This window comes from Thermotoga sp. KOL6 (genome assembly GCF_002866025.1).
GTDB lineage: Bacteria > Thermotogota > Thermotogae > Thermotogales > Thermotogaceae > Thermotoga.
Genome location: NZ_LNDE01000002.1, coordinates 146,919 through 171,205, shown reverse-complemented (window position 1 = coordinate 171,205; position 24,287 = coordinate 146,919). Strand labels below are relative to the sequence as shown.

General features: G+C 40.8%; 25 protein-coding genes. 8 read left to right on the top strand and 17 right to left on the bottom strand.

Annotated features, from left to right (window positions below):
* Positions 1 to 3: 3 nt before the first annotated feature.
* A complete protein-coding gene (locus AS005_RS05035) occupies positions 4 to 969 on the top strand; it encodes a nitroreductase family protein (protein WP_101510619.1) in 966 nt (321 codons plus the stop codon).
* On the opposite strand, the gene AS005_RS05030 is transcribed toward AS005_RS05035, so the two are convergent.
* The 3 genes from AS005_RS05030 to AS005_RS05020 are packed head-to-tail and all read right to left on the bottom strand — an operon-like array spanning position 966 to position 3,935.
* The gene (locus tag AS005_RS05030) at positions 966 to 1,985 is read right to left on the bottom strand and encodes an ABC transporter permease (protein WP_101510618.1); all 1,020 of its coding nucleotides are present in this window, start codon (positions 1,983 to 1,985) and stop codon (positions 966 to 968) included. The genes AS005_RS05035 and AS005_RS05030 overlap by 4 nt on opposite strands.
* Positions 1,978 to 3,060 (bottom strand): ABC transporter permease, encoded by a 1,083-nt coding sequence (locus AS005_RS05025; protein ID WP_101510617.1) that lies wholly within the window; start codon positions 3,058 to 3,060, stop codon positions 1,978 to 1,980. Before AS005_RS05025 ends, AS005_RS05030 begins: the two co-directional genes overlap by 8 nt.
* Positions 3,057 to 3,935, bottom strand: coding sequence for an ABC transporter ATP-binding protein (locus AS005_RS05020; protein WP_233186250.1), 879 nt, complete (start codon positions 3,933 to 3,935; stop codon positions 3,057 to 3,059). Before AS005_RS05020 ends, AS005_RS05025 begins: the two co-directional genes overlap by 4 nt.
* A gap of 64 nt (positions 3,936 to 3,999) precedes the next feature.
* Between AS005_RS05020 and AS005_RS05015 the strand changes: the two genes are divergently transcribed.
* Together AS005_RS05015 and AS005_RS05010 are read left to right on the top strand one after the other, a co-directional pair.
* A complete protein-coding gene (locus AS005_RS05015; RefSeq protein WP_101510616.1) occupies positions 4,000 to 4,725 on the top strand; it encodes a sulfite exporter TauE/SafE family protein in 726 nt (241 codons plus the stop codon).
* Between the two features lie 53 nt (positions 4,726 to 4,778).
* A complete protein-coding gene (locus AS005_RS05010) occupies positions 4,779 to 5,393 on the top strand; it encodes a phosphate propanoyltransferase (protein ID WP_101510615.1) in 615 nt (204 codons plus the stop codon).
* Between the two features lie 27 nt (positions 5,394 to 5,420).
* Here AS005_RS05010 and AS005_RS05005 read toward each other — a convergent pair whose 3' ends face one another.
* Positions 5,421 to 5,864 carry an Hsp20/alpha crystallin family protein gene (locus tag AS005_RS05005; protein WP_101510614.1) on the bottom strand — a complete coding sequence of 148 codons (444 nt, stop codon included), beginning with the start codon at positions 5,862 to 5,864 and terminating at the stop codon, positions 5,421 to 5,423.
* Positions 5,865 to 5,883: 19 nt separating this feature from the next.
* A complete protein-coding gene (dnaK, locus tag AS005_RS05000; protein ID WP_101510613.1) occupies positions 5,884 to 7,674 on the bottom strand; it encodes a molecular chaperone DnaK in 1,791 nt (596 codons plus the stop codon).
* Between the two features lie 227 nt (positions 7,675 to 7,901).
* Between dnaK and AS005_RS04995 the strand changes: the two genes are divergently transcribed.
* Complete coding sequence (locus tag AS005_RS04995; protein ID WP_101510612.1) at positions 7,902 to 10,904, top strand: efflux RND transporter permease subunit; 3,003 nt, start codon at positions 7,902 to 7,904, stop codon at positions 10,902 to 10,904.
* On the opposite strand, the gene argR is transcribed toward AS005_RS04995, so the two are convergent.
* A complete protein-coding gene (argR, locus tag AS005_RS04990; protein ID WP_101510611.1) occupies positions 10,894 to 11,352 on the bottom strand; it encodes an arginine repressor in 459 nt (152 codons plus the stop codon). The two genes, AS005_RS04995 and argR, sit on opposite strands and share 11 nt — an antisense overlap.
* A gap of 169 nt (positions 11,353 to 11,521) precedes the next feature.
* Here argR and AS005_RS04985 point away from each other — a divergent pair, with 169 nt between their 5' ends.
* Entirely contained in the window at positions 11,522 to 12,256 is a 735-nt protein-coding gene (locus AS005_RS04985; RefSeq protein WP_101510610.1) for a KaiC domain-containing protein, read from the top strand.
* Entirely contained in the window at positions 12,246 to 12,674 is a 429-nt protein-coding gene (locus AS005_RS04980) for a transcriptional regulator (protein WP_101510609.1), read from the top strand. The genes AS005_RS04985 and AS005_RS04980 overlap by 11 nt, the downstream gene beginning before the upstream one ends.
* On the opposite strand, the gene AS005_RS04975 is transcribed toward AS005_RS04980, so the two are convergent.
* Genes AS005_RS04975 through AS005_RS04945 form a run of 7 tightly spaced genes read right to left on the bottom strand, consistent with a single transcriptional unit; the run spans position 12,669 to position 20,347 of the window.
* Entirely contained in the window at positions 12,669 to 13,790 is a 1,122-nt protein-coding gene (locus AS005_RS04975) for an MFS transporter (protein ID WP_101510608.1), read from the bottom strand. The genes AS005_RS04980 and AS005_RS04975 overlap by 6 nt on opposite strands.
* A 54-nt stretch (positions 13,791 to 13,844) precedes the next feature.
* Positions 13,845 to 14,522, bottom strand: a complete 678-nt coding sequence (locus AS005_RS04970; RefSeq protein WP_101510607.1) for a TIGR00266 family protein — start codon at positions 14,520 to 14,522, stop codon at positions 13,845 to 13,847.
* Positions 14,519 to 15,139, bottom strand: a complete 621-nt coding sequence (gene nth / locus AS005_RS04965) for an endonuclease III (protein ID WP_101510606.1) — start codon at positions 15,137 to 15,139, stop codon at positions 14,519 to 14,521. Before nth ends, AS005_RS04970 begins: the two co-directional genes overlap by 4 nt.
* Before the next feature lie 9 nt (positions 15,140 to 15,148).
* The gene (locus AS005_RS04960; protein ID WP_101510605.1) at positions 15,149 to 16,504 is read right to left on the bottom strand and encodes an aminopeptidase; all 1,356 of its coding nucleotides are present in this window, start codon (positions 16,502 to 16,504) and stop codon (positions 15,149 to 15,151) included.
* Positions 16,505 to 17,830 (bottom strand): alpha-amylase family glycosyl hydrolase, encoded by a 1,326-nt coding sequence (locus AS005_RS04955; RefSeq protein ID WP_101510604.1) that lies wholly within the window; start codon positions 17,828 to 17,830, stop codon positions 16,505 to 16,507.
* Positions 17,827 to 19,482 (bottom strand): NFACT family protein, encoded by a 1,656-nt coding sequence (locus AS005_RS04950; protein ID WP_101510603.1) that lies wholly within the window; start codon positions 19,480 to 19,482, stop codon positions 17,827 to 17,829. Before AS005_RS04950 ends, AS005_RS04955 begins: the two co-directional genes overlap by 4 nt.
* 1 nt (position 19,483) lies before the next feature.
* Complete coding sequence (locus tag AS005_RS04945) at positions 19,484 to 20,347, bottom strand: deoxyribonuclease IV (RefSeq protein ID WP_101510602.1); 864 nt, start codon at positions 20,345 to 20,347, stop codon at positions 19,484 to 19,486.
* Between the two features lie 54 nt (positions 20,348 to 20,401).
* On the opposite strand from AS005_RS04945, the gene AS005_RS04940 reads away from it, so the two are divergent.
* The gene (locus tag AS005_RS04940) at positions 20,402 to 20,725 is read left to right on the top strand and encodes a hypothetical protein (RefSeq protein WP_101510601.1); all 324 of its coding nucleotides are present in this window, start codon (positions 20,402 to 20,404) and stop codon (positions 20,723 to 20,725) included.
* Here the strand turns inward: AS005_RS04940 and AS005_RS04935 are convergent.
* Entirely contained in the window at positions 20,722 to 21,072 is a 351-nt protein-coding gene (locus AS005_RS04935) for a MazG nucleotide pyrophosphohydrolase domain-containing protein (protein ID WP_101510600.1), read from the bottom strand. The two genes, AS005_RS04940 and AS005_RS04935, sit on opposite strands and share 4 nt — an antisense overlap.
* Before the next feature lie 114 nt (positions 21,073 to 21,186).
* Between AS005_RS04935 and AS005_RS04930 the strand changes: the two genes are divergently transcribed.
* Positions 21,187 to 22,257 carry a glycosyltransferase family 4 protein gene (locus AS005_RS04930; protein ID WP_101510599.1) on the top strand — a complete coding sequence of 357 codons (1,071 nt, stop codon included), beginning with the start codon at positions 21,187 to 21,189 and terminating at the stop codon, positions 22,255 to 22,257.
* Between the two features lie 14 nt (positions 22,258 to 22,271).
* Here the strand turns inward: AS005_RS04930 and AS005_RS04925 are convergent, their stop codons facing one another.
* The 3 genes from AS005_RS04925 to AS005_RS04915 all read right to left on the bottom strand — a co-directional run bounded on the left by AS005_RS04925 (position 22,272) and on the right by AS005_RS04915 (position 24,286).
* Entirely contained in the window at positions 22,272 to 23,186 is a 915-nt protein-coding gene (locus AS005_RS04925) for a diacylglycerol kinase family protein (RefSeq protein WP_101510598.1), read from the bottom strand.
* Positions 23,183 to 23,392 (bottom strand): hypothetical protein, encoded by a 210-nt coding sequence (locus AS005_RS04920; protein ID WP_233186249.1) that lies wholly within the window; start codon positions 23,390 to 23,392, stop codon positions 23,183 to 23,185. The genes AS005_RS04925 and AS005_RS04920 overlap by 4 nt, the downstream gene beginning before the upstream one ends.
* Before the next feature lie 78 nt (positions 23,393 to 23,470).
* A complete protein-coding gene (locus AS005_RS04915; protein WP_255408093.1) occupies positions 23,471 to 24,286 on the bottom strand; it encodes an iron-containing alcohol dehydrogenase in 816 nt (271 codons plus the stop codon).
* Between the last annotated feature and the right edge of the window lies 1 nt (position 24,287).

Below are 24,287 nucleotides of genomic sequence, written 5' to 3'. Positions count from 1 at the left end.
AGTATGAGAGTGAAACCCTTTGAACTTCTGACGGAAGAAGGGAAGAAGTTTACACACACAGATCTCTATGGAAAGTACACGATCCTATATTTCTTTCCAAAAGCCGGTACAAGTGGGTGTACCAAAGAAGCGATAGATTTTTCTAATGAGCAGTTTGAAGAGACACAAATTGTGGGTGTTTCTAAGGACAGTATAAAAGTTCTGAAAAATTTCAAGGAGAAACACAATTTGAAAATCACTTTCCTTTCAGATTCAGAGGGAACACTCCATTCGATGTTCGATGTTCAAGAAGGGCAAAAAACAATACGGTCTACGTTCATCCTCGACAGATGGGGATTTGTTAGAAGAGAATGGAGAAAGGTCAAAGTTGAAGGTCATGTAGAAGAGGTAAAAAGAGAACTCTTAAATATGATAAAAGAAGACCTGTCCCTCAACAAATACATAGAATGGAGAAGAGCAAGGAGAGCCTTGAAAAGGGACAAAATACCAAGAGAGGAGCTAGAGATACTCATTAAAGCCGCACACCTTGCTCCATCGTGTATGAACAATCAACCATGGCGTTTTGTGGTTGTGGATGATGAGAATGTTCTTTCAAAAATACACGAGACTTTACCTAGTGGAAATTACTGGATGAAAAACGCACCCGTTCTGGTAGCGGTTTATTCACAAAGAAAACTCGACTGTGAACTATCTGACAGAAGAGAATACTTTTTGTTTGATACGGGTTTAGCGGTTGGGAACTTGCTCATTCAAGCAACTCAAATGGGATTTGTAGCACACCCTGTTGCTGGATACGATCCTGTAAAAGTTAAAAACATATTGAATATACCAGAAGACTATATCCTTATAACACTTATCGCCATTGGATTTCTGGGCGATGAAGCCATTCTTTCAGAAAAACATAGAAAAATAGAGAACACCGAGAGAGTGAGAAAAGATCTCTCTGAAATTGTCAAATGGAATGTTTAATCTTCTTCTCTAAAAACGAGAATAGATGTATAAAATACGAATGCAAGTCCGAGTAGAAACATCACAGAAGTTGTGAAAAGATACTGAGAGAATGGGAATATTTCAAAACCCATGGAATATCTGATAAGTTCCACACCGTACTTTACAGGAAGAAAGTAAGAGACAAATTTCAGATAGCGAGGAAGGAAGGAAACAGGGAAATATACACCTGCTAAGAACATCATTATTGTAAAGATTATGACGGCGACTTCTGAAGCTATTTCTGATTTCTTAAAAACGAGAGAAATAAAAGCTCCCAACGCGATGAAGGAGAGAACAGAGCTCACCACAGAAAGAAGAAAAAAAGGTACATTCAAGGAGTAGTGCACGTCGAAAATGAGAACACCAAGTATTAGAATAATCGACGTACTCACGATACCATAAAACATTCTTGCTGATATCAAACCAAAGACGAAAGAAAAATTTCCAATTGGTGTTGCTTTTAACCTTTTCAAGAACCCTCTCTCACGATAGTGTGAAAACACCTCTACCGTTCCAAAAAGGCCAATTGAAAGAAGGGAAATGGCTATAACTCCAGTGAGGGTGTAATCGAACGGAGTGAGCTCTTTAGAGCTTCCCACAGCCTTCTTTTCCACAATCACAACGGGATTCAATCTGTTGAGGAGTCTCTCCACTCTGGTTTTCAAAGACATTTCCCAAGAATCGAGGAGAGATGAATAATATTCGTCGCTTGTGTTTCTTATGAAGATTATTTTATCGCTCTTTATCACAGCTACCTCGTGGTAGTAATCCTTTATTTCTTCGAGAGACGAAAAGACATCACCGAAATCCGAAAAACTTGAGGGTTCGTAGTCAGCAACTACAACAGCTGTCTTCGCAGAAGTTCCAGAACCCCCGAAGATGAAACCAAATATCAAAAGAAACAACACAGGAAAAGCTACTCCGAAAAAAGTAGCTGTTCTATCCCTCCAAGCTTGTTTCCACATAGCGAGAAAGAGAGCTAAAAACTTACTCAACGACCATCACCTGCCTCCATCTAAACAAGAAAAGGATCAGAGAAACAGCAATCCATATGACTGGAACCAAAAGGTGGTTCGAATAGATCATCTTGTAACCAAGATTCCCCCTCAAATAGTCCACAAGATACGTGGCTGGATTCCCCAGAACAAAAGCTTTCAAAGGCCAAGGAACGTTTGACACGTCGAAGTAGAATCCCCCCATGAACATAAAAATTTGGTTGAAAACCTGCGAAGCCGCACCAAGAGCGGAAAAACTTTTGAACAAAGAAACCATGAGGAAAGAAATGCTCAGAAAAGTTAGGAAAGAGAAAAGTACACCGCCGAAAAAATTTAAACTCAAACGGGAAACTCCGTAAACCACCCGTGCGAGGACCATGATTCCGGTAGACGTCATTGTCATAGCAAAGAGCCCGCAAACGATAAGAACGACTAGGTATCCATATTTGCTCAAAGGAGATGCGAGGAGTCTTTTCAAAATGCCTTGTTCTTTGTAAAGTACCAGTTGATAGGGAACCGTGAAGAGGCCGACGGACATTATCCCTACAAGTAAAATGGCAGGAAACACGAAATGTGAGTAATTAATATTTTCCCTTTCCTTCTTTTTGTATTCCACCTTGACTTCCTTGAGTTTTCTAATCTGTAAATCAAGAGATTCTAGAATACTTGAAATAATGTTGGCTAGGGCTATCGATTCTTGCCTTTCCGCTGCATAGGCGACGGTTATCCTGACCGGAACTCGCACTTTTGTTTTAGAAAGAAAGAGGGCTTGTGAAAACAAAGAATCAAAATTTTCAGGTATGATAATACATGCATCAACTCTCCCATATTTCAGGGCTTTCTCAGGTTCTTCGATTTCAATCACTTTTATTCCCGATGGTAGGTTATCGAAAACGCTTTTCAATATCTTGCTATCCCCAACTATCCCTATTCTAAGATTCATACTGGATGGCATGCCACCGAAGATAGAAACCAGAATTAAGTATAGAACAATCGGAAAGATGAAATTCCAAAAAAGAGTGCCTTTGTTTCTGAAATAATCGTTCTTCAGAATGGAGACGATCAATCGCCTCATTCTCTCAGATCCCTACCTGTGAGTTTTAAAAAAACGTCTTCGAGATTAGGCTTCCTGATCATAATATTTGAAACGTCCCATCTCTTTATGAGATCTTTTATTAACTCTTCCGGTTTATCTGTTTCAACAACGTAATGACTGCCTTTTTTTTCAAGAAAATCCACCGTGATGCTCTGTTCGCTGTCGAACTCTACAACCGTTTTCAGGCCTGAAGAGTTTATCAAGTGATCTGGTGACCCTTCGGCGATGATCTTGCCGTGATCGATGATACACACGTAATCCGAAAGTCTCTCTGCTTCTTCCATATAATGGGTTGTTAAAAAGATCGTCTTGCCACGATTTTTGAAATGTTTGATCACTTCCCACACTTGTCTTCTCGCTTGAGGATCGAGTCCTGTGGTAGGTTCATCGAGAAAAACGATCTCAGGATCATTGATAAAAGCGATCGCTACAGCAAGTCTTTGAAATTGTCCGCCGGAGAGATTTTTCACTCTCTTGTTTCTTATCCCTTCTAGACTAAACAAATCAACAACTTCTGAAAGTTCTAGTCCTCTTCCGTAAAGCCCTTTGAAAAGTTTCAGAGTTTCCCACGCGGTGAGGTTTTCAAAAAATGAATTTTTCTGAAGGCAAACCCCTATTTTCTTCTTAGTATCGTTATCCAAAAATTCTTTCCTTTTTCCGAAATAGTAGATCTCTCCCTCATCTTTCTTTCTTAACCCTTCTAGAATCTCCACTGTGGTTGTCTTTCCAGCACCATTGGGGCCAAGAAATGAAAACACAGTTCCTTTTTCCACGGAAAAACTGATCCCATCAACCGCTTTCACTTCGCCATAGTATTTTTTCAGATTAACAACTTTCAACACTTCCAAAATCATCCCCCCTCTTTTCATCATGTTATCATCTTTTTGTGATATTTCAAGCATTTGGAGGTGACCACGAATGTTATTTTTTGCTTTTCTTGGAGGTATCTTGGCAGGCTTTCTAAACGTAATGGCAGGCGGAGGATCGATGATCACTCTTCCGATACTCACCGCATTGGGGCTTAGTATTGACGTAGCAAACGGTACAAACAGAATCGCCATAATCTTACAAAACCTTGTTGCCATTGAAAGGTTCAAAGCCAAAAAGATGCTGAAAATGAATGAGGCTTTTCTTGTGTCCATACCAGCTATTGGAGGGGCCCTATTGGGGAGTAGCATAGCCGTCCAAATAAACAAAGATCTCCTTCAAAAAATCGTGGGTGTGATATTCCTTATCATGGCGATATCTCTCATATGGAAACCAAGAATATGGGTGGAGGATAGAGAAACAAAGAGAAATTGGATGTTGATATACATCGCTTTCTTTTTGATAGGTGTATACGGCGGCTTCATACAAGCAGGAGTAGGATTCCTCCTCATGCCGGCTATCACCCTACTTCTTGGATACGAACTGGTAAAAACCAACGCCATAAAAGTTTTCATCGTGGCATCTTACAACTTGATAGCGCTTGTGATTTTTATACTCAACGGAAAGGTGAACTTTCTGTACGGGTTTGTACTAGCTCTTGGCAACATGACAGGTGCCTGGCTTGCAGCGAATCTTTCTATCAAGAAGGGATCGGAATGGGTGAGATGGATAGTGTTCATTGCAATAGTGATTGCAGGAATAAAATACATTTTTTAATTAACTTTCAACGAGAAAGAAATAAAGATGTGTAATTATATCGATTGGAATAAATGCATAAACCAAAGGAGGTGCAGGTGTTGATAAAAAAAGAACCAGGAATTATTGTAGGAGTGAGCAACAGACATGTTCATCTCTCAAAAGAAGATCTTGAAGCGTTATTCGGTAAAGGTTATGAACTTACACCAATAAAAGATCTCAGACAGCCAGGTCAGTACGCTGCCAAAGAAACTGTTACCATAGTAGGGCCCAAAGGTGCTATTGAGAACGTGAGGGTACTTGGACCCGTAAGAAAAGAAACACAGGTTGAAATCTCAAGAACAGATGCTTTCAGATTGGGAATTCGGCCTCCGGTGAGAGATTCTGGTGATCTCGAAGGCACTCCCGGCATCGTGATAATCGGACCGAACGGGATCCTGGTGAAAGAAAAAGGTGTGATCCTTGCAAAGAGACATATTCATATGCACCCTAAAGATGCAGAACATTTTGGTGTGAAAGATAAAGATATTGTCAAAGTGATCGTCGAGAACGGTGACAGAAAATTGATATTTGACGATGTTCTCATAAGGGTAAGAGAAGATTTTGTATTGGAGTTTCACGTTGACACCGATGAGGCGAATGCTGCCATGCTGAACACAGGGGACTTTGTTTACATAGTAGAATTTTAAAAAGGGGAGCGATTGCTCCCCTTTATCTTACTCTTGAACTTCCACTTCTATGACTCTCTTCTTTCTCTCTTCTTTCTTCGGTATTCTGATAGTCAAGACTCCATTCTTGTACTCTGCTTTGATCTTTTCCACGTCTACATAGTCTGGTAACCTTATTGCCCTTTCGAATTTCCCGGCGCTCCTTTCGACGAAGTAGTAGTTCTTCCCCTTCTGTTCCCTTTCGACCTTTTTCTCACCGGAAATTTTCAATATGTTTTCTTCGACCGTTATTTTGACATCCTTTCTATCTATACCCGGAATCTCAACTTCTACCACCACTTCGTCGTCTGTTTCGTACACGTCCATATCCGGTGCAAAAGCCTCAGCAGCTGGCCTCAGGTCACTCCTGAAGAAATCTTCGAAGAGCCTGTCTATTTCCCTCTGGAGTTCCCTGAACGGTTTGAATATATCCTCTCTTCTTCCGAGAAGCATCGTATCACCTCCCCCTCTTTTATTGATTCGATGATTCACCACCAGTTGCGGATTTATAGAGATACTCCCCTATCTTCATACTTTCTTTCTGGAGGTCATCGAAGAGCATTTTAACTCTCGGAATGTCGTTTCTATTAATAGCATCCCGAAGTTCTTTAATCATGTTCTCCAATCTCGATCTGAGATCTACGGGGACTTTGTCACCGTACTCTCTCAACGTTTTTTCAACACTGTAAGCGAGATCGTCTGCTTTATTCTTGAGTTCGATTTCCTCTTTGATGCGCCTGTCTTGTTCTTCGTACCTCTTAGCATCCTCTATCATTCTCTTTATGTCTTCCTCCGAGAGTTTGTGTCTACCGGTGACAACCATAGATTGCTCTTTTCCAGAACCCAGATCCTTTGCAGACACGTGAACAATACCATCGCTGTCTATGTCGAATGTCACCTCTATCTGAGGTACCCCTCTCGGTGCAGGTGGTATTCCCACGAGTTTGAAGCTTCCAAGGAAAATATTTTCTCTCGCAATAGGTCTTTCTCCCTGATAAACTCTGATTTCCACCTCTGTTTGACCGTCCTCGACAGTCGTGAAGATCTTACTTTTCCTTACAGGTATCTTGGTATTTCTTGGTATGATCGGTTCAAAGAGACCTCCTTTGACTTCTATCCCAAGGGTGAGTGGTGTGACATCTACAAGAACAATGTCCCTTCCCTTGGCCCCCTCCGTTCCTGCCAGTATGGCTGCTTGTATTGCTGCTCCGATCGCAACAGCCTCATCCGGATTAACACTCTTATTGGGTTCTTTCCCAAAGATCTCCTTTATAAACCTTTGAACCATTGGGACTCTCGTCATTCCACCAACCAGTATGATCTCGTCTATATCCTTTGGCGAAAGCTTAGCATCGTTTAGTGCTTGTTCTATAGGCCCACGAGTCATTTCAACGAGATCTCTGGTGAGCGATTCAAACAAGGACCTTGTGATTCTCATCTCGAGGTGTAAAGGTTGACCACTTGGAGAAACTGCTATGAACGGAAGACTAACATCTGTCTCCATCTTCGTCGAGAGTTCTATCTTAGCCTTTTCGGCTGCATCTCTCAATCTCTGAAGAGCTTGCCTGTCCTCTCTGAGATCTATTCCGTGTTGCTTTTTAAACTCCTCAGCCATCCAATCTATGAGTCTCTGGTCGAAATCATCTCCACCAAGATGATTATTACCAGCGGTTGCGATAACCTCGATCACTCCATCACCTATTTCAAGTATTGAAACATCGAAAGTTCCTCCTCCGAGATCATAAACCAAGACTTTCTGTTCTTTACCAGCCTTATCCAAACCGTACGCGAGAGCCGCCGCTGTTGGTTCGTTGATGATTCTCAAAACTTCAAGTCCCGCTATGATTCCTGCTTCTTTTGTTGCCTGTCTTTGAGCATCGTTGAAGTATGCAGGACATGTGATGACTGCTTTCTTTATTTCCCCACCCAAATACGCCTCAGCGTCTTTTTTGAGCTTTTTCAAAATGAATGCACTGATTTCTTGCGGAGTATATTCTTTGTCATCTATTCTAACTCTGTAATCGGTTCCCATTTTTCTCTTTATGGATTTTATTGTCCGCTCGGGATTGAGTATCATTTGCCTCTTGGCAGGTTCACCAACGAGAATTTCTCCACTTTTAGTAAAAGCAACAACAGATGGTGTTATTCTACTACCCTCCGCGTTGGGTATCACCTCAACCGTTCCATCCGGTTTCATCCAAGCTATGACAGAATTAGTCGTTCCGAGGTCTATTCCAACAACAAATTCTTTCTTTTCTGCCATTTTTCCACCTCCTTATCGGTCTTTCCGTGGAAAATTATAGAAAGCTCTGGGTAATATGTCAAGTGTTAGGATTCAAATTGGTTAATAGATAAAAATATGATAAAAAGACCATTTTGTGTATGGTAATGTATATGTAATAATATTGTATAGCAAACGAAATGTATGAATGACAAGAACATTTTCCTAAAAAAATAAGCTATAATAAATTGCGTTAGGGAGGGATACAAATGAAACTAGCAGAAGCATCATCAAAGAGACCTATTGCCATCCTGATGTTACTAACCGCTGTTGTATTCTTAGGGATTATATCTTTTCAACACCTGAAGTTAGATCTCCTACCGCAGATCGAATATCCGTATGCCGTCGTTATAACCACGTACATGGGAGCAGGGACGGAGGAAGTAGAAGAACTCGTAACAATCCCTCTCGAAAAGTACATCTCCTCTACACCAGGGGTTAGAAGGTTTACTTCCATGTCTATGGATTCTGTTTCGTTCATAATTGTGGAGTTCAACTGGAACGTGAAAACTTCTGACGCAGTAGGCAGACTCTCTCGATACATAGACCTTGCAGCAAGAGAGCTCCCGGAAGGCGTGAAACCAATAGTAGTTGAATTTGATCCATCTTTGCTACCAGTGTACGCCTTCTCAACTGAAGAAAACTACGAAGAAGTTGTCTCACATATAAGAAGATTGTCCGACGTTGCCAGTGTGGAAGAGTTGGGAAAACCTAGGAAAGTCGTTGAAATCGTTCTGAACCATGAAAAAATAAAGAAGTTGGATGTAGATCCATCACTTATAGAAACTCTTCTCTCTGGAAACTTGGTTTATCCTTTTGGTTATGTAGAAGACAGTGAAGGAAATATCTATCCAGTGTCCGTGGACGGTCGTTTTAAAAGCTTAGAAGATTTGAAAAACACTATCGTTGGGTTCAGAGGAGTGAAATACCAGTCTCTGTTGAGAGGAGATATTCCCAAATTACTCGTCCCCGTTCGTTTAAAAAACATAGCAGATGTCAAGATAACAGAAGAAAACGTTCAAGGAGAAATCAGGGTCAACGGAAAAAAAGCATCTCTCGTCGCAGTATATAAAAGAAGTGGTGCGAACACGGTTAAAACTGTACGAGAAATAAAAAAGATCTTGAAAAATTCCGGCATAAATTATGTCGAAGCTGTGAATCAAGCCTATTATACGGAAAGAGCTATAGACAATCTCCTCAAAAATCTGTTTTATGGCTTTATTGCTGCTTTTATCGTGGTTTTGATATTCCTTAAAGATTTCACCTCCACATTCGTCACCTCTTTTTCTATACCTCTCTCTTTGACGGTAACTTTTGTCTTTCTGTACGCTTTCGGAATCAACCTAGATACACTGACGCTCGGCGGATTAATAATGGCATTGGGGATGTTGGTGGATAACTCGATTGTTGTGTTCGAAAACATTTACAGACACCGTTCCCAGGGAAAACCTATCCCCGATGCTGCTAGGGAAGGAACTAGCGAAGTATGGGTCGCCATACTGGCATCTACTCTGACTACCGTATCCGTATTCCTTCCCGTTGTCTTCTTTACTGGCTTCGTGGTTAGATTGTTCAAGTACTTCGCGCTTGCCTTTGCGTTGGCCCTCTTTTCTTCACTCTTTGTGTCAACGGTCATCGTTCCAGCTGGCACACGTTGGATAAAGCCGAAAAAGGGCAGAATGACCGAGAAACTTCAAAGATCGTACAGAAAAGCACTGGAGTGGTGTTTGGAGCGAAAAAGTATCGTTCTCACTGTTGCAATTGCTCTTGTGATCATATCTGCAATGTTTCTTCTTTCAAAACCACTGGGTTTCATTCCGACCTTTCAAACGAATCTTGTTGTAATTGATATGAAACTCCCCCCCCAAGCTTCTTATAAGAAAACAGCAGAAGCAGTCCGAGTGATAGAGGACTACCTGAATACATATCGATTGGATTACAACATAACATCTTTTTATTCGGAAATAGGTGTGACGAGTGAATATTCCCAATTGATGGGAAGAGGGCAGAATGAAGCTCGAATCATGGTGAATCTAGGAGGTAGCAGAAAAGAGTTCGGTCGAAATAGAGAGAGACTGAAAAAAGACATATCTTCGCTTAATATTTCTGGCGCGAAGGTAGAAGTTTTGGAACAATCCCAACAGATTTACGAGATCCTCGGATATCCTATAACAATCGAGGTGAGAGGAGATAATTTGGAAGTAATCCAAAGGAAAGCCGAAGAAATTTACAACTCACTGAAAGCCATTCCAGAAATCGAAAAGGTTCAGATCAGAGATTCATATAAAAAGAATGTAATGCACATCGAAATCGATAGAAATAAAGCGCTTATGAACGGTGTGGTAGCTGGTCAGGTATTCCTGGATCTGCAAACGTACCTTCTCGGAAAGACTCTGGGAACTTTGAAAACATCTGAAGGAACATTACCCATAATCTTAAGAAAAAGCGAATCTCTCACGGTGGAATATTTGCCCAAAATACCTCTTGGAGGCTTGAAAGGTGATGTTCCTCTCGGAACAATCGCAAGCATTTCTCAACGAGACATTCCCTCGGTGATAGATCATTCAGACGGTGAAAGAGTTGCTTACGTGGATGTGGTGATAGCAGAAGGGTCGCTTGGAAACATATCAAAGAAAGTAGAAGAAACTCTAGAAAAACTGGACCTTTCAGGAGTGAAAGTAGATCTTTCAGGACAAAAAATTTTCATGGATGAAGCGCTTTCTGAGCTTCGTTCAGTTGTTTACATAGCGATTTCTCTTGTATACATGATCCTTGCGGCTCAGTTCGAATCTTTCGTTCTACCATTCGTCATTTTCCTCACCGTTCCCTTCGCAATCGTTGGTGTAGCCTTTGCTGTTTTGATAAACAATTACTCGCTGGATGTACCCGTTCTTGTCGGTCTTTTAACACTATCTGGAACTGTTGTTAACAACGCAATCGTTATGCTTACTAGAATCGAGCAAATAAGAAAAGATAAAGATTTGAAAGAATCTATTTTGGAAGGAGCACAAGGAAGGCTTAGACCCATATTAATGACCACCTTCACTACCATTGTGGCGTTGCTTCCAACAGCCTTGAGCCATGGAGAAGGCGCCGAAATAGAATCTCCCATTTCATGGGTTGTGATCTTTGGAATGCTCATATCCATGCTGTTCACACTGTTTGTAATACCGGTGATTTACTCATTGTTCCGAAGAAAAATCAAAGTATAGAAGAAAGCTTTTCAACGATCTTTTCACAGCTTTCAGTATCCCTCACAGCAACAAATATTGTATCATCACCTGCAAGCGTTCCCACAATTTCATCAATGTCAAGTCTATCGATGACTCGGGCTATACCACTGGCAGTTCCTGGTATAGTCTTTATAACGATCAAATTTCCCGCTTTATCTATACTCTCAACGAAGGACTTGAAATTTCTTTTCAATTCTTTCCAGGGATCGATAACGGGCGTTTCATCCAAGAGTCTATAAACGTAATGCCCGTTTTCATCCATAATTTTCACCGCTCCGATTTCTTTTAGATCACGAGCTATGGTTGGTTGAACGGCCCTTATTCCATACTTTTTCAGCTCCTCTACGATTTGAAATTGATTGCTTATTTTCTTTTCGTGTATTATCTTTTTTATCAATTCTTGTCTTCTTTTTTTTGACACTTTCAAGACCAATCACCTCCGTTCTTCAATATTGAAAGCACATACAATTATACAGCATAAATATAAAAAAATCAGAAGAAAAATTCATTTGTTATGGTGATGTTAATTTAATTGTAAGTTTTTTGTTTATCGATCTTAATATATCTCTGCTAAAAATCATAGAGGGGGTGGGAAAATGATCAAAAGGGTAAAAACGGGTATCCCAGGTATGGATGAAATTCTCCATGGAGGAATACCTGAAAGAAATATTGTTCTCCTTTCAGGGGGACCTGGAACAGGTAAGACCATCTTTTCTCAGCAATTCCTTTGGAATGGGCTTCAGATAGGAGAACCAGGCATTTACGTTGCTCTTGAAGAGCATCCCGTTCAAGTAAAGAAAAATATGGAAGAATTTGGTTGGAATGTAACACCTTTTGAAAAGGAAGGAAAATTTGTCATAGTGGATGCTTTTACTGGTGGAATCGGTGAGTATGCAGAAAAAGAGCTGTATGTTGTGAGGGATATAGACGACGTAAGAGAACTCGCTGAGGTTTTGAGAAGAGCAATAAAAGATATACAGGCAAAGCGAGTGGTTATAGATTCTGTTACAACTCTTTACATAACGAAACCAGCGATGGCAAGAAGTGTGATATTCCAACTCAAAAGAATCCTTTCCGGTCTTGGTTGTACTTCGCTTTTTGTAAGTCAAGTATCGGTTACGGAAAAGGGATTTGGAGGCCCTGGCGTTGAACACGGTGTGGACGGTATCATAAGACTCGATTTAGACGAGATAGATGGTGAACTCAAAAGAAGTTTGATCGTATGGAAAATGAGAGGAACATCACATTCTATGAAAAGGCATCCCTTCGAGATCACCAACAAAGGAATCGTAATACATCTTTCAGAGGGGGGTGAAAAAGATGAAGCTTAATTTCAATCCGGTGACTAAAGAGGAAATCCATCGACTCGAAGTTGCTTTGCTCGTTGGAACTCTTTTCAGAAAAGAGGTACTAGAAGAGATCCGCAATTCTTCTGAAAGACTCACATGGGTAGACAGCTTGGCAGTGGCATCCGGTGCGCTTGCAAGAGCGAAAGCAGGAATGACCGCATCTGAGATCGCTGAAGAACTTGGAAGAACTGAAGCAACTATTAGAGAACACGTTAAAGGAGATACCAAAGCTGGGAAGCTCGTAAACGAAACCTATGAATTGCTTAAAGAAGGAAGATTGAACGTAGAAGGAATCATAGGGGAAGGCATGTCGATTTCTGAGAGTGAAAAACTCCAAGTGATCAAAAAAGAACTTGAAGAAATTAAACAGAAATTGGAGTCCATCATCCAGAAATTATGAGGCGGGGGATCTCTCCCCGCTTCTTGTAAAAAATAATACCACAAGACCTCCTAAGAGTATCACACTTCCTAGTACTGAAAACATGAGATCATAGGATTTCTCCGCGAGAATACCCGCCAAAAGAGGTCCAACGGTAGCACCAAAGAACCTTGCCGAGCTGAGAAGGCCAAGGGCCTGTCCTCTTTGGAGATAATGGAACCTTCTTCCCAAAAAATTGTTGGTACCGTTGATGAAAGCCCCAAAACTTGTACCTAAGGTGGCATAAGCGAGAACAGGAGCCCATCGTTCAGGAACCATCATTAAAAATGGAGTCAGCGCTGATAAAAAAATCCCCAAAGCGCTCACTATTTTCGGATCGATTTTCTCTGACAATCTACCGAATAAAAAATGAGAGGGTATCTGAATGAGCGGATTTACCGATGTTATGAACCCTATTGTTGAAGCATCAAAATGGAAGGTATCGTTCAAATAAACTGCTATCAAAGACATAGATCCGGAGGTTCCCATTTGCCTCAGAAGGCTGCCGACGTATACAGCCCATGTTCCATTTTCGAGAACGAGTCTCTTAAAATGTTTCTCTTCTCTCTTTTTCTCCAATTTCTTTTCTTTCAACATAAGAATGGGAATCACCGCAACGGCTATAACAATCGAAAAGAAAACAAAAGCCATTTTTAAATCGATGAAGATAAGTAGAAAACCTATAGAGAGCCTGCTCAAAAGCATCCCCAATGAGTTTGAAGAATTGTAGAGAGAAAAACCAAGTGCCATTCTTTTTTTGGTACTACTGAGTGCCATAGCTGCAGGAGGATACATTCCGTTGAAAAAAGCAATTACCATAGAGATTATTAGGATAGAAAGCGGACTATTTATGACTGCATACAACGGATAAAATGCAGAAGCCAGAACCAGACTCGAAATAAGAAAAGGCTTCCTACGACCTGTTTTATCGGATATTCTTCCCCAGAAGAGATTTGAAAAGGTACCAACAGCCCCTCGAAGACTGGAAAGGAGACCTATCAAAAAAAGCGTTGCCCCGATTTCCTTCATGCGAAGCTGTATCAACAGATTAAAACTCATGGTCCCCATTGAGCGAAGTGTGTTAGTTAAAAAAAGCATAAGTCTCCTCCCATTTTTGTTCGTTTCACGAACTATTTTACCACAATACGAGAACTATCTACTCCCTGTTTTTTTGGATACAAGAGATTCGATCCATTTAACAAATGCGGAATAATTCCTAGTTTGAATGTAAACTCTACCGGGCCCCGTGAAAGTGCATACTAATCCTTCACCACCAAAAATAGTAGATTTCAATCCACCAAATGTTCTGACATTCCAATTTACCGTTCCATCAAAAGCAACAACATGACCTGTGTCTATTGTTATCTCTTCGCCCGGTTGAAGATCTATTACTTTGATGCCGCCAAAAGAAGAAACAGCCACATCACCAAATCCTAAAAGCTTCAACAAAAATATTCCTTCTCCAGCAAAAAACGATTTGAATCCTCCAAAAGAAACATCTATATCCACCGAGGTATCGCTAGCCAGAAAAGAAGTAGATTGTACGTAAAGTTCCTCTTTCAGGGATATCACTTCAATATCACCGGGAAGTTCCGGAGCTACACCAACCTCCCCATTTCCGTGGGAGGTATAGGTATTCATGAAGAAACTCTCACCACCAAGGATGGCTCTTTTTAAAGCTTTCCAAACACTGCCTCCTGATGAGGTATTGACTTCTATGTCCCCCTTCATGTACACCATTGCACCTGGCTCTACTTTCACACTTTCACCTGGAGATAGGAAAATTTTCAAGAGGGAGTAGCTTCCCTTTAGCTCTATTCCGTAGTTCATCTTTCTTTCCCCCTTTTTCTGTAAAATTCACAGTGTTTTTTCAAGAAACACTCTTCGCATTTTGGATTCACTGGTCTACACACTTTTCTTCCAAACTCGACCATCGAACCGTTGATAGGTCCCCAGAGATCTTTAGTTAAGAGCTTCTTCAATTTTTTTTCTGTTTCCTCCGGTGTTTTCGTTTTCACCCATCCCAATCTGTTACTGATCCTATGAACATGGGTATCTACTGCAAGAGCTGGTTTTCCGAATCCAACCCAAAGCACAATATTAGCGGTTTTCCTCCCTACACCTGGAAGTTTCAGCAACTCTTCTAAATCGGAAGGAACTTTTCCATTGTACTTTTCCACGATGATTTTGGATATCTCAACGATTCTTTCGGCTTTTTGTTTGTACATACCAGATTCCTTTATCAGTTCATAAAGATCCTCTGGTTTAACTTTGGCAAGATCTTCTGGCGTTCTATAAACTTTGAAGAGTTTCGTCGAAGCTCTTTCTGTGTTTTCATCACGAGTTCGCTGACTTAAAACGGTCGAAATCAGCACTTTAAAAGGATCTTTCTCTTTATGATCCCTTGGAAAACGTCTTATAATCTCTCGCGCGAGTTCTTCTATCAACATCTCACCTCACAGATCTTCGAGTAAATATTTGTAAGCTTTGTAAGTTTCGAAAAGATCCGCTTTTGAGGAGAGTTCAAAAGGAGAATGCATTCCAAGAAGAGCGGGTCCCATATCGACCACATCTGCTCCTCTTTCCGCAAAAAATTTCGCTATTGTACCTCCTCCCCCCTGATCAACTTTTCCCAGTGTCGCCACTTGCCATATCACATTTCTTTCGTTCAGAACTTTTCTGACACGGCCAACGAATTCCGCGTGAGCATCGTTTGTAGAATATTTTCCCCGGGCTCCCGTGTATTTGACAAGCGCCACACCGTAACCAACTCTGGGAGCGTTTTGCAAGTCGTGCACATCTTTGTAAGGTGGATTAACCGCGGCACAAACATCTCCGGAAATCACCGATGTTCTCTCTAGAACTTCATCGAGAGCAAATTCTGAATCTTTTGCCCCTTGCATTTTCAGAATTTGCCTCAAAACTCTTAGATAGAATCTTGCTTTTGCTCCCGTGTTTCCATCACTACCTATTTCCTCCTTATCGAAAAGCACAACCCCCACAGACTTTTCAGGCTGTGAATCGAGCAGAGCTCTCAAAGCTGTATAAGCACATATCCTATCATCCTGTCCATAGGCTCCTATAAGACTTCTGTCCACACCTACTTCTTTGGGAGGAAAAGCGGGAACAACCTCTATCTCAGCACTGACGAAATCTTCTTCTGTGATACCGTACATTTCATTCAAGATTTTCAAAACGTTCGTCTTCACCGCTTCTTTTTCTTCCTCATTCAGAGGAATGGTTCCAGCAATGAGCATGAGATTTTCCCCTTTGAACTTCTCGGAGATCTTGGCATCTTCTTTGTCCAGATGAGGTAGAAGATCCGGAATGGTGAAAACAGGATCGTCAGGCTTATCACCTATATGAATTTCTACCTCACTCCCATCCGATTTGAACAACACTCCATGAATCTCAAGAGGTATGCTGAACCACTGATATTTTTTTATTCCGCCGTAGTAATGAGTTTTGAACAGTGCAATTTGTTCGTCTTCAACCAAGGGATTGGGTTTGAAATCTAGCCTGGGAGAATCGATGTGAGCCACTACCATATTTAAGCCTTTTCTCAGATCATCTACCACCTTGAAAGCGGCAATTGCTTTCCCTCTGTTCACAACATAAACAGTCATGTTCATAGGATCTCCTACAAAATCTCCAAGAGGAACAAACCCTGCGTTTTCAAGAAGGTCTTTCACCTCTTTTACAACGAGACGTTCCGTTTTCGCTCTTCCTATGAATGCTATGTAGTCCTTTGAGAAAGATTCTATCTCTCCTCTTTCTCTGTAGTGCCAGACATTCCTTTTTTCCGCTTTCACTCAAATCACCTCCGTACTGTAAGCTTTTACATGAACACCTTCGAAAACATGTTCCTCTCCAGACAAATTGTGGAACACTTTTAGAGAGTGGTTCTTATCTTTTAGTCGATATACAAGAAGTTTCCCTTCTCTGCAGAGAAATTCCAATTCTGCATTGTCCAACCATGGATTTTCCTTCCGAAACGTGGCCCATTTCAGAAAGTGAGAAAAAACAGAGTTTGGATCCTTTTTTTGATGCTCAACGGAAATTCCACTGAAAGGTTCGTTGAAAGATGGCCATTTCCAAAAAGCCTGTCCCTCAACGCACATATTCTCACTCCAAGGAAATGGATCCAACACTTCTTCAGTATGTGGTTTCCGATAAATCCCTTTCATTCCCAGTTCATCCCCGTAAAATACCAACGGCACACCGGGAAGCGTAAAAAGAATGGAGAGAGAGAGTTTCACTTTCTCTTTTATGAAACCATCTTCAAAGCTTGCAAGTCTCGACATATCATGGTTCGATGTGAAATTGACGGGAAGATAGTCTTTCCCGATCAACGCTCTCTCGATGGATGCAACCAAAATACTGGCATTTTCTTTCCAGATGGCTTCTTTTATACAATGAGACGTATCGAAATTCAGCATGTATCCAAAAATTCTACCATGCTCATCGACTACTTTGTATTCCGCCCATATTTCCGCAAGGAAAATACCGTCCAATCCGGAAAGAAAATGCCTCCAAAAACGCACATTTTGTTCGAGAGAATCTTTCATATGTTTTGCTGCATCGAATCTAACACCATCCACGCCCATTTCTAAAAGATATTGAACCAGTTTTTTCATCTCTTCGAACACCTTGGGATTGTTGTAATTCAAATCCGGGGAAAGCGGCCCGAACAATCCTCTGTAGTATCTTCCATCTTCCAAAGGATGCCATATCCTCTCCCCATCCCAATCCCTTCTTTCATCTAAATTTGTTTTATCGTCCGCCCAAACATAATAATCTTTGTACTTCTGATCACCTTTCATAGCTTTTTGAAACCACAAATGCAGGAAACTCGTATGATGAATGGGAAGGTCGAGAACGATTTTCATACCATTTTCATGAAAGACACAAACCAATTTTTTGAACTCTTCCACCGTACCATATTCAGCTTTAAAAGAGTAAAAGTCCACTACATCGTATCCATGAAATGATATGGAAGAAAAAACCGGCATGAGCCAGACAAAATCTACACCGATGTCTTTGAAATATCCGATGGAGGATATCAACCCTTTGAAGTCTCCTAAGCCATCGAAATTTCCATCTCTGAAAGATCTTACGTACAACTGATACCCTATCATTCCTCCAACCTCCTAGGTTCTACCAATATTGTTTTGTAGTTCGTGTATATGACCATCCCAGGTTTGAACCCCTTTGGCTTTTTAACATATTTTATGAGAGTATAATCTACTGGGACTTTCCCGGAATCTTTTCCTTTTGAATAACCTGCAGCGAAACTCGCTGCGTACTCTATAACCTCCTGTGGAACTGTTTTGCCACCTGCTTTTACAACAACGTGTGCTCCCGGCATCTCGTGAGCGTGCAACCAAATATCTTCTTTGGAAGAAGATCTAACAAGTTCATCATTTTGCTTGTTGTTCTTTCCTATAAGAATTCTAAACCCCATATATTTCGTCTCTCTAAATCGAGAAGTTTCTCTTCTCTTGTGTTTGTTTTTACTTTCTTTTTTCCTCAAGAGCCTAGCTTCTCTCATTTCTTCCTCTATTCCTTCAAGTGACTCCAGATCTTCCGCGTCGTCTATGGTTTGCCATAGTTGATAAAGATAATCCTTCTCTTTCTGAATATCCTGGATTCGTTTGCTAACCTTTTCTTTCTTTCTCAAAAGTTTTTTGTAAGTGTCATAGTACTTTTGAGCAGTACGAGAAGGATCATTACCTACATCTACAACAACCTTCTCACCCGTTTCCCAGTCCACAAGTTCAACTTTCCCTGTTTTCCCTTTGATTTTCCAAAGATTCTGAATTATCAGATCACCGATTCTTTTATGCTCTTTCGCTTTTGTTGTACTCGAGAGCTCCTTCAAAAGCTTTTCCTCTAACTCTTCCAACTCCTCGATCTTTTTCGTCACGATTTTAGAAAGACGATTCTTCATGTTTTCCAAAGTAGATTTTTCTTCTTTCCATCTTACAAACTCGTTGAGTCCTTCAGAAGGGCTTTCGAAATACTTTTCATCAAGGTTCAGCATCGTATATTTGAAAGCAGAAATTTCCACAGGGTGTGATTTCTCGTAGTAAACAAAAACACCGTTATCAACGATCTCTTCCTTTATCCGATTTAGGGCTTCGAGGATCCTTATCCTGTCCACTTCATTCCATGGTGTATCGGAGGAGTATCCACATCGGTACAACACTTCCTCCACAGACAAAGGGGAGAAACCTTCTAAGAGAGACAAAAGAACATTCTTTGCCGTCTTCGGACTTTTATCAGGAAGTTCTTTGAGCTCAAATAAAGAAAACTTCCCAGATGGAAAAGGAGTGAACTCTTTCCCGGGAAGAATCTCTCTTTTCTTCGTCACAATTCTCTTGTGAGCATCTACGATTTTTCCTTCTTTCACCAAAATTATGTTAGAGTGTGCCCCCATTATTTCTACAAAGAGGTTTTTTTGAACATTTCCTTCTACCTCATCTAACTTTTCAAACTCGAAAACGATCGTTCTATCCATTCCCAGCTGTTTTATACCCAGAAGCCTCGCTCCTTTCAGTTCCTTCCTCAGAAGCATCGTAAAAGAAGTAGGCATTTTTTCTGATGAGCTTTCCTTTTCGGCAATAGAAACGTGAGAAATATCTGGTTTCAGACACACACGAATAACTCTTGACCGAAACAAAAAGTAATAATCAACGGTTGTAGGCTGATATATCTGCCTGAGGTATTCGTTTTTTAGGTTCCTCAATTCCCTGACCACCTTGTAGATCAATAAACCGTCTACCGGCATATCACTCAACCTCTATGCCATACTTCTCTATGATCTCAAAAACTTTTCTGATATCCTCCGCATGTTCTTCGTTTCCACCTGGTGTTTCCAAAATCCAAGGCACATTGCGAATCTCTTTGAAAGAAAAGAAAACGGCGAAACCTTTTTCACCGATAAAACCCTTTCCTATCCTCTCATGCCTGTCCTTTGCGGCTCCAAGAGGATATTTAGAATCGTTGAGATGAATCATCTTGAGCTTTTCCAGTCCAAAAAGATCTTCTATTTCGTTCAAGAGAGCTTCCACTCCTTCTTTTTTGGTGATATCGTAGTTGGAGTCAAAACCATGACACGTGTCGTACGTGATCGCCATCCTATCTTTCTGATCAACAAGATCGTATATCTTCTTCAAATGTTCCAGCTTGTAACCGATATTCCCTCCCTTTTGAGACACATTTTCGAGGAGTATAACAACGCGTTTTGTGGTGTTCAAAACTTCGTTCAAACCACGAGCGATTCTATCCATTCCTTCAGCTTCACCAGTTCCAAGATGACTCCCAGGATGAATGTTCAAGTATTTTATCCCCAATTTGTTGCAAATCTCTACCTCTGTTTTCAACAAACTTACAGACTTTTCCCACACGTCTTCTTTTGGACTGGCGAGATTTACCAAATATCCGCAGTGACAGAAAGCATTTTCCCAATCGATTTTGCACCTTTTCATTTCCCTCTTGAACTTATTAGAAACATCATCAGAAGGGATGGAAGCTCTCCATGAACGGGCGTTGTGGGGAAATATTTGAAAAGAATTTCCCCCAATTTTTACTGTATCTCCCGGAACTCTATCGAATCCTTTCGAAATTGGCATATGAGCACCTATCTTTATCATTCCACTTCCTCCTTTCGAACACCTTGTGTTATCATTGGTGAGGGTGATCTAGATATGTGGACAGTTGCTTTGATTGTGTTAGCCTTCACCATATATTCATTTTACACTTGGGCCTTTCTGATTCGCCACAGAAAAATCATCAAATACATAGAGAGAGACATATCCATTTTGGAGGAGAGAGAAAAACTCTTCAAGAGAGAAGTAAAATCCGGTAATTCTCTTGTCGAAGGAAAATACAAAGAAATACTGTCCCTTTTGGAAAAAGCGAGAAAGGAATACTACTCAGAGGTGGAAAAATTCAACCGAAAACTCAGATCACCCATTTTCTTTCTACCCGCTAAACTCTTTGGTGAGAAACCCATAGAAAAGATAGATTAAACTTTCTTCTTGCGCTCTCTCCAGATTTTTTCTGCTTCCTCCAGTGATATTCTTCTTTCCCAAAACAACCACGGTTTTCTGTGAGAGATTTTCTTTACCACTCTTTTTATAGAATTATCGAGGTTTATTCCATAATCCCTTTTGGCCACTACTCCTACAAGAAAAGCATCGTATATCAAATCCCCTATCTCTTCCTCGAGATTGTCTAGATCTTTCTCATCAAGGGCTTTTTTTATTTCCTCGATCTCAGAAGAAAGTGCTTGGAGAAGATCGTACAGACTTTGTTTTTCAAGCCACGGACATTTTTGAAGGCTCCTCTGGATTATATCCCAAAGTTCTTCTATCATAGCACACCTCCTTTAAAACTCTTTTGTCCATATTAGCAACTCGACCAAGTCACAATCCTTCGCTGGTTTAAAATAATTATAGTAGAAGAATCAAAAAATAAGGAGGTGAAAGATATGAAGATAGCATTCATCAGTAGATGGGGCGCCACATGTGGCGTGGGGATGCATGCAGAGATCCTCGCAAGAGAATTAATCAGAATGGGGCACAAAGTGATAGTTTTCGCCCCAACGGAAGAGAGCGCCTTAAAGGAAGTGAAGTACTACAAAAGAACGGAAGCTCAAGACCCTGAATTTGTTAAAAGGGAAATGTACACCGAAGTGGACAACGTCACGGAAGAGGGATGGATAAAAGAAGAAGAGATTTTGAAGGAAGATTTCGACCTGTTGATAGTAGAAGCATTTTGGAAGATCCCAGTGAAACCTCTCACGAAATTGATCGAAAAGCTAAAAGTTCCTATTATATCTGTCTTCCACGAGGCCAACATTTTCAAGGCAAAAGAAATTGTGAAATTGCCAGCCGACAAGATCGTAATATTCGATAGGAGGTTTTACGATGAAATCCTTGAATTTTACGAAATTCCCAGAGAAAAAGTAGAAGTAATCAGCTATCCAGTGATGAAACCATTCGATGTAACGCCGGAAAGACCCATTGATGAAAATAAATTTTTGTTTTTTTCCTTCGGAAGGCAGCCCGTTGAAGAGTACTGTGATTTCCTGAACGCTTTGAGGAAACTGAGAAATAAGTTCTCCAATCTTCATTATTGGATAATTAGATCGGATGGTAGAGTCGACTACGATGCAGAATGGATTACTCAGTGGCAGAAACGACCGACTGTGGAAAAATTATACAGCTATCTAAAAGGTTCGAACGTTCATCTGCTACCAAAGGGGAATACACCAAATGTGGTAGTATCTTCTACACTCTATCAGATTATCGCAAGTGAAACCCCTATCGTCATAAGAGACAGTAGATTCGTTGAAACGATTCAAACGGATTCTTACGGATTCGGGCCTATCGTAAAGTACAAGGATGTACACGATTTGGTGAAAAAACTTGAACTTCTTATGATGGATGAGGAACTAGTGGAAGATATAAGGAAAGAAGTAAGGATTTTTGTGGAGAAGTATGGTGGAGATAAAATAGCTCAAGAGTTTTTGGAGCTTGCAAAGTCTATCAAAAAGTGAGGGGTATTTTCCCCTCACTTTTCCACCATTACTTTCAATGCCTTTGGTAATATAGAGAAAGTCACTTTTTTTACCCAAATAGTTTCTCCATCCAGCTCTATTGGTTCCTCTTTCTGAAATTCCACGGTCACCCTCTGCGCTTGATAACCTTCAACACCGGGATGCTCCAAAAGTTTCCCATTAAACACCCTGTGAACATTAGCCAATATTCTGAGTTTACCTATATCGTTGATCACCGTAACCGCGAGAAGTCCATCGTCGGGAACAGCATGGGGTACTTGGTTCATCCCCCCTCCATTGTACTTACAAATTCCAACGTTCATAGAGAAAACTTTCTTTTTCCATTTCTTTCCATCGATTACAATGATTGCATCCGTGGGTTTGTACTTTAAAATGGAAGAGAAAATCCTCAAAAAATAAGAAAATCTGCTCTTCTTCTTGAGAAGATTTGTTCTATACGTTACAAATCCATCGAAAAACAATCCAGCGACGTTAACAAACGCTCGTTTTTTCCTTTTACCATCCAGTGCCTCATATTCTGCTATTCCCAAATCCTGCACGAAAGTTTTACCTTTTTTCAACACTTCGACTGCCTTTTCGAGATCCAAGGGAACGTTAATCGTCCTGGCCCAGTCCTTTCCACTTCCAACGGGGATCCATCCGAAAGTAACTTTTTCCAAGTCACAATCACTCAAGAACACTCCGTTTACTACTTCGTTCACTGTACCATCTCCACCCATCGCGACGATCCTATCATAACCTTTCATACAAGCGTCTCTAGAGATCTCAACAGCATGACCCGGCTTTTTCGTGAAAATAACTTCGTATGATATTCCGTATTTTTCAAGGATTTTTTTTACTTTCGGCCAAACTTTTCCAGTATTTCCACTATTCGATACTGGATTGCAGATCAGAAAGACCACACTCATCCCCTGCCAACCAACGCAAGAGTTATGGATACAGCAAAGAAAATGAGACTCAAAAGAAGGAATTTCTTTCCCTTCTTATCGTAAAACCTTTTCTTTTGTTCCTGTTTTCGTTTAATGGCACGAGTCCCAAGATCAAAGAACACGATGGATACAAAAAGGGCACCAAACCCCACAAAAAACGAGATATCAGAAACGAGTCTCAACATTTCACCTCCGCAAAAGATATTCTAACAGAAAAAGGGCAGGATTTCCCTGCCCTTGTTGTTGTAGCCTCTTTGTACCAATCAATTGTAAGGTTTCATGGATTCACTATAAATCGTTTTGACCAATTCCTTATCGACATTCATCGGAGCTGAATTTAAAAGGAGATCGAGAACAGGCGTTTCGAAGGCAAGTTTTACGAGTTTGGGAATATCTTCCTCCGAAAAACCGACGTCCGCGAGTTTTTCTTTAACTCCAAGCTCGAAAATCCACTGCTCCAGCTTCGCAGCAACTTCCTCGGCTTCGTCTGATATACCCTTTAGCCCGGGGATTATTGGCTGATAGATATAGGCTAGTATCTGAGGTTTAACTTTATAAGTATACTTAACAACAGCTGGAAGGAGCATTGCAAGCCCCAACCCATGGGGCAAGTCTGGTTTTACGGCACTCAATGGATGCTCGAGAGCGTGTGTGAGGTGTAGCATGCCGTTATCGAAAGAAACACCGGCAATCATGGAAGCGTACATTAAGAAATAACGTGTTTCCAAATTTTCAGGTTCTTCAATCACCTTTGGTAGATATTCTGCTATCAGTTCCACAGTGTCCCTTGCAAGGTTTATAGAGAGAGAATTCGTTAGAACGGTTGTCGATGCTTCCGTTACATGGTTTAGAGCGTCCAGTGATGTATAAATACTTTGTTTTTCTGGAAGTGTTTTTGTAAGTTCTGGATCATCGATAGAAAAGGTTGGATATATACAATCATATGCAATTGCTGGCTTGTATTCTTTTTCGAGAATAGATGCCACTGCGAACCTATCAACCTCTGTACCAGTACCATGAGTTGTGTTTATAGCCACTATGGGTTTTGCCCTCTCTGGAGCAAACTTTTGCTCATACAAT

What these genes read in the sequence shown, in the direction of transcription:
- AS005_RS05020 (WP_233186250.1), bottom strand. Translation starts at nt 3,935, where the DNA reads ATGATTTTGGAAGTGTTGAAAGTTGTTAATCTGAAAAAATACTATGGC.
- AS005_RS05035 (WP_101510619.1), top strand. Translation starts at nt 4, where the DNA reads ATGAGAGTGAAACCCTTTGAACTTCTGACGGAAGAAGGGAAGAAGTTT.
- AS005_RS04955 (WP_101510604.1), bottom strand. Translation starts at nt 17,830, where the DNA reads ATGATAGGGTATCAGTTGTACGTAAGATCTTTCAGAGATGGAAATTTC.
- AS005_RS04995 (WP_101510612.1), top strand. Translation starts at nt 7,902, where the DNA reads ATGAAACTAGCAGAAGCATCATCAAAGAGACCTATTGCCATCCTGATG.
- AS005_RS05005 (WP_101510614.1), bottom strand. Translation starts at nt 5,864, where the DNA reads ATGCTTCTCGGAAGAAGAGAGGATATATTCAAACCGTTCAGGGAACTC.
- AS005_RS04925 (WP_101510598.1), bottom strand. Translation starts at nt 23,186, where the DNA reads ATGAGTGTGGTCTTTCTGATCTGCAATCCAGTATCGAATAGTGGAAAT.
- AS005_RS04920 (WP_233186249.1), bottom strand. Translation starts at nt 23,392, where the DNA reads ATGTTGAGACTCGTTTCTGATATCTCGTTTTTTGTGGGGTTTGGTGCC.
- AS005_RS04970 (WP_101510607.1), bottom strand. Translation starts at nt 14,522, where the DNA reads ATGAACTACGGAATAGAGCTAAAGGGAAGCTACTCCCTCTTGAAAATT.
- AS005_RS04930 (WP_101510599.1), top strand. Translation starts at nt 21,187, where the DNA reads ATGAAGATAGCATTCATCAGTAGATGGGGCGCCACATGTGGCGTGGGG.
- AS005_RS04950 (WP_101510603.1), bottom strand. Translation starts at nt 19,482, where the DNA reads ATGCCGGTAGACGGTTTATTGATCTACAAGGTGGTCAGGGAATTGAGG.
- AS005_RS05015 (WP_101510616.1), top strand. Translation starts at nt 4,000, where the DNA reads ATGTTATTTTTTGCTTTTCTTGGAGGTATCTTGGCAGGCTTTCTAAAC.
- AS005_RS05010 (WP_101510615.1), top strand. Translation starts at nt 4,779, where the DNA reads ATGCATAAACCAAAGGAGGTGCAGGTGTTGATAAAAAAAGAACCAGGA.
- dnaK (WP_101510613.1), bottom strand. Translation starts at nt 7,674, where the DNA reads ATGGCAGAAAAGAAAGAATTTGTTGTTGGAATAGACCTCGGAACGACT.
- AS005_RS04985 (WP_101510610.1), top strand. Translation starts at nt 11,522, where the DNA reads ATGATCAAAAGGGTAAAAACGGGTATCCCAGGTATGGATGAAATTCTC.
- AS005_RS04945 (WP_101510602.1), bottom strand. Translation starts at nt 20,347, where the DNA reads ATGATAAAGATAGGTGCTCATATGCCAATTTCGAAAGGATTCGATAGA.
- AS005_RS04980 (WP_101510609.1), top strand. Translation starts at nt 12,246, where the DNA reads ATGAAGCTTAATTTCAATCCGGTGACTAAAGAGGAAATCCATCGACTC.
- AS005_RS05025 (WP_101510617.1), bottom strand. Translation starts at nt 3,060, where the DNA reads ATGAGGCGATTGATCGTCTCCATTCTGAAGAACGATTATTTCAGAAAC.
- AS005_RS04975 (WP_101510608.1), bottom strand. Translation starts at nt 13,790, where the DNA reads ATGCTTTTTTTAACTAACACACTTCGCTCAATGGGGACCATGAGTTTT.
- AS005_RS04935 (WP_101510600.1), bottom strand. Translation starts at nt 21,072, where the DNA reads ATGATAGAAGAACTTTGGGATATAATCCAGAGGAGCCTTCAAAAATGT.
- AS005_RS04940 (WP_101510601.1), top strand. Translation starts at nt 20,402, where the DNA reads ATGTGGACAGTTGCTTTGATTGTGTTAGCCTTCACCATATATTCATTT.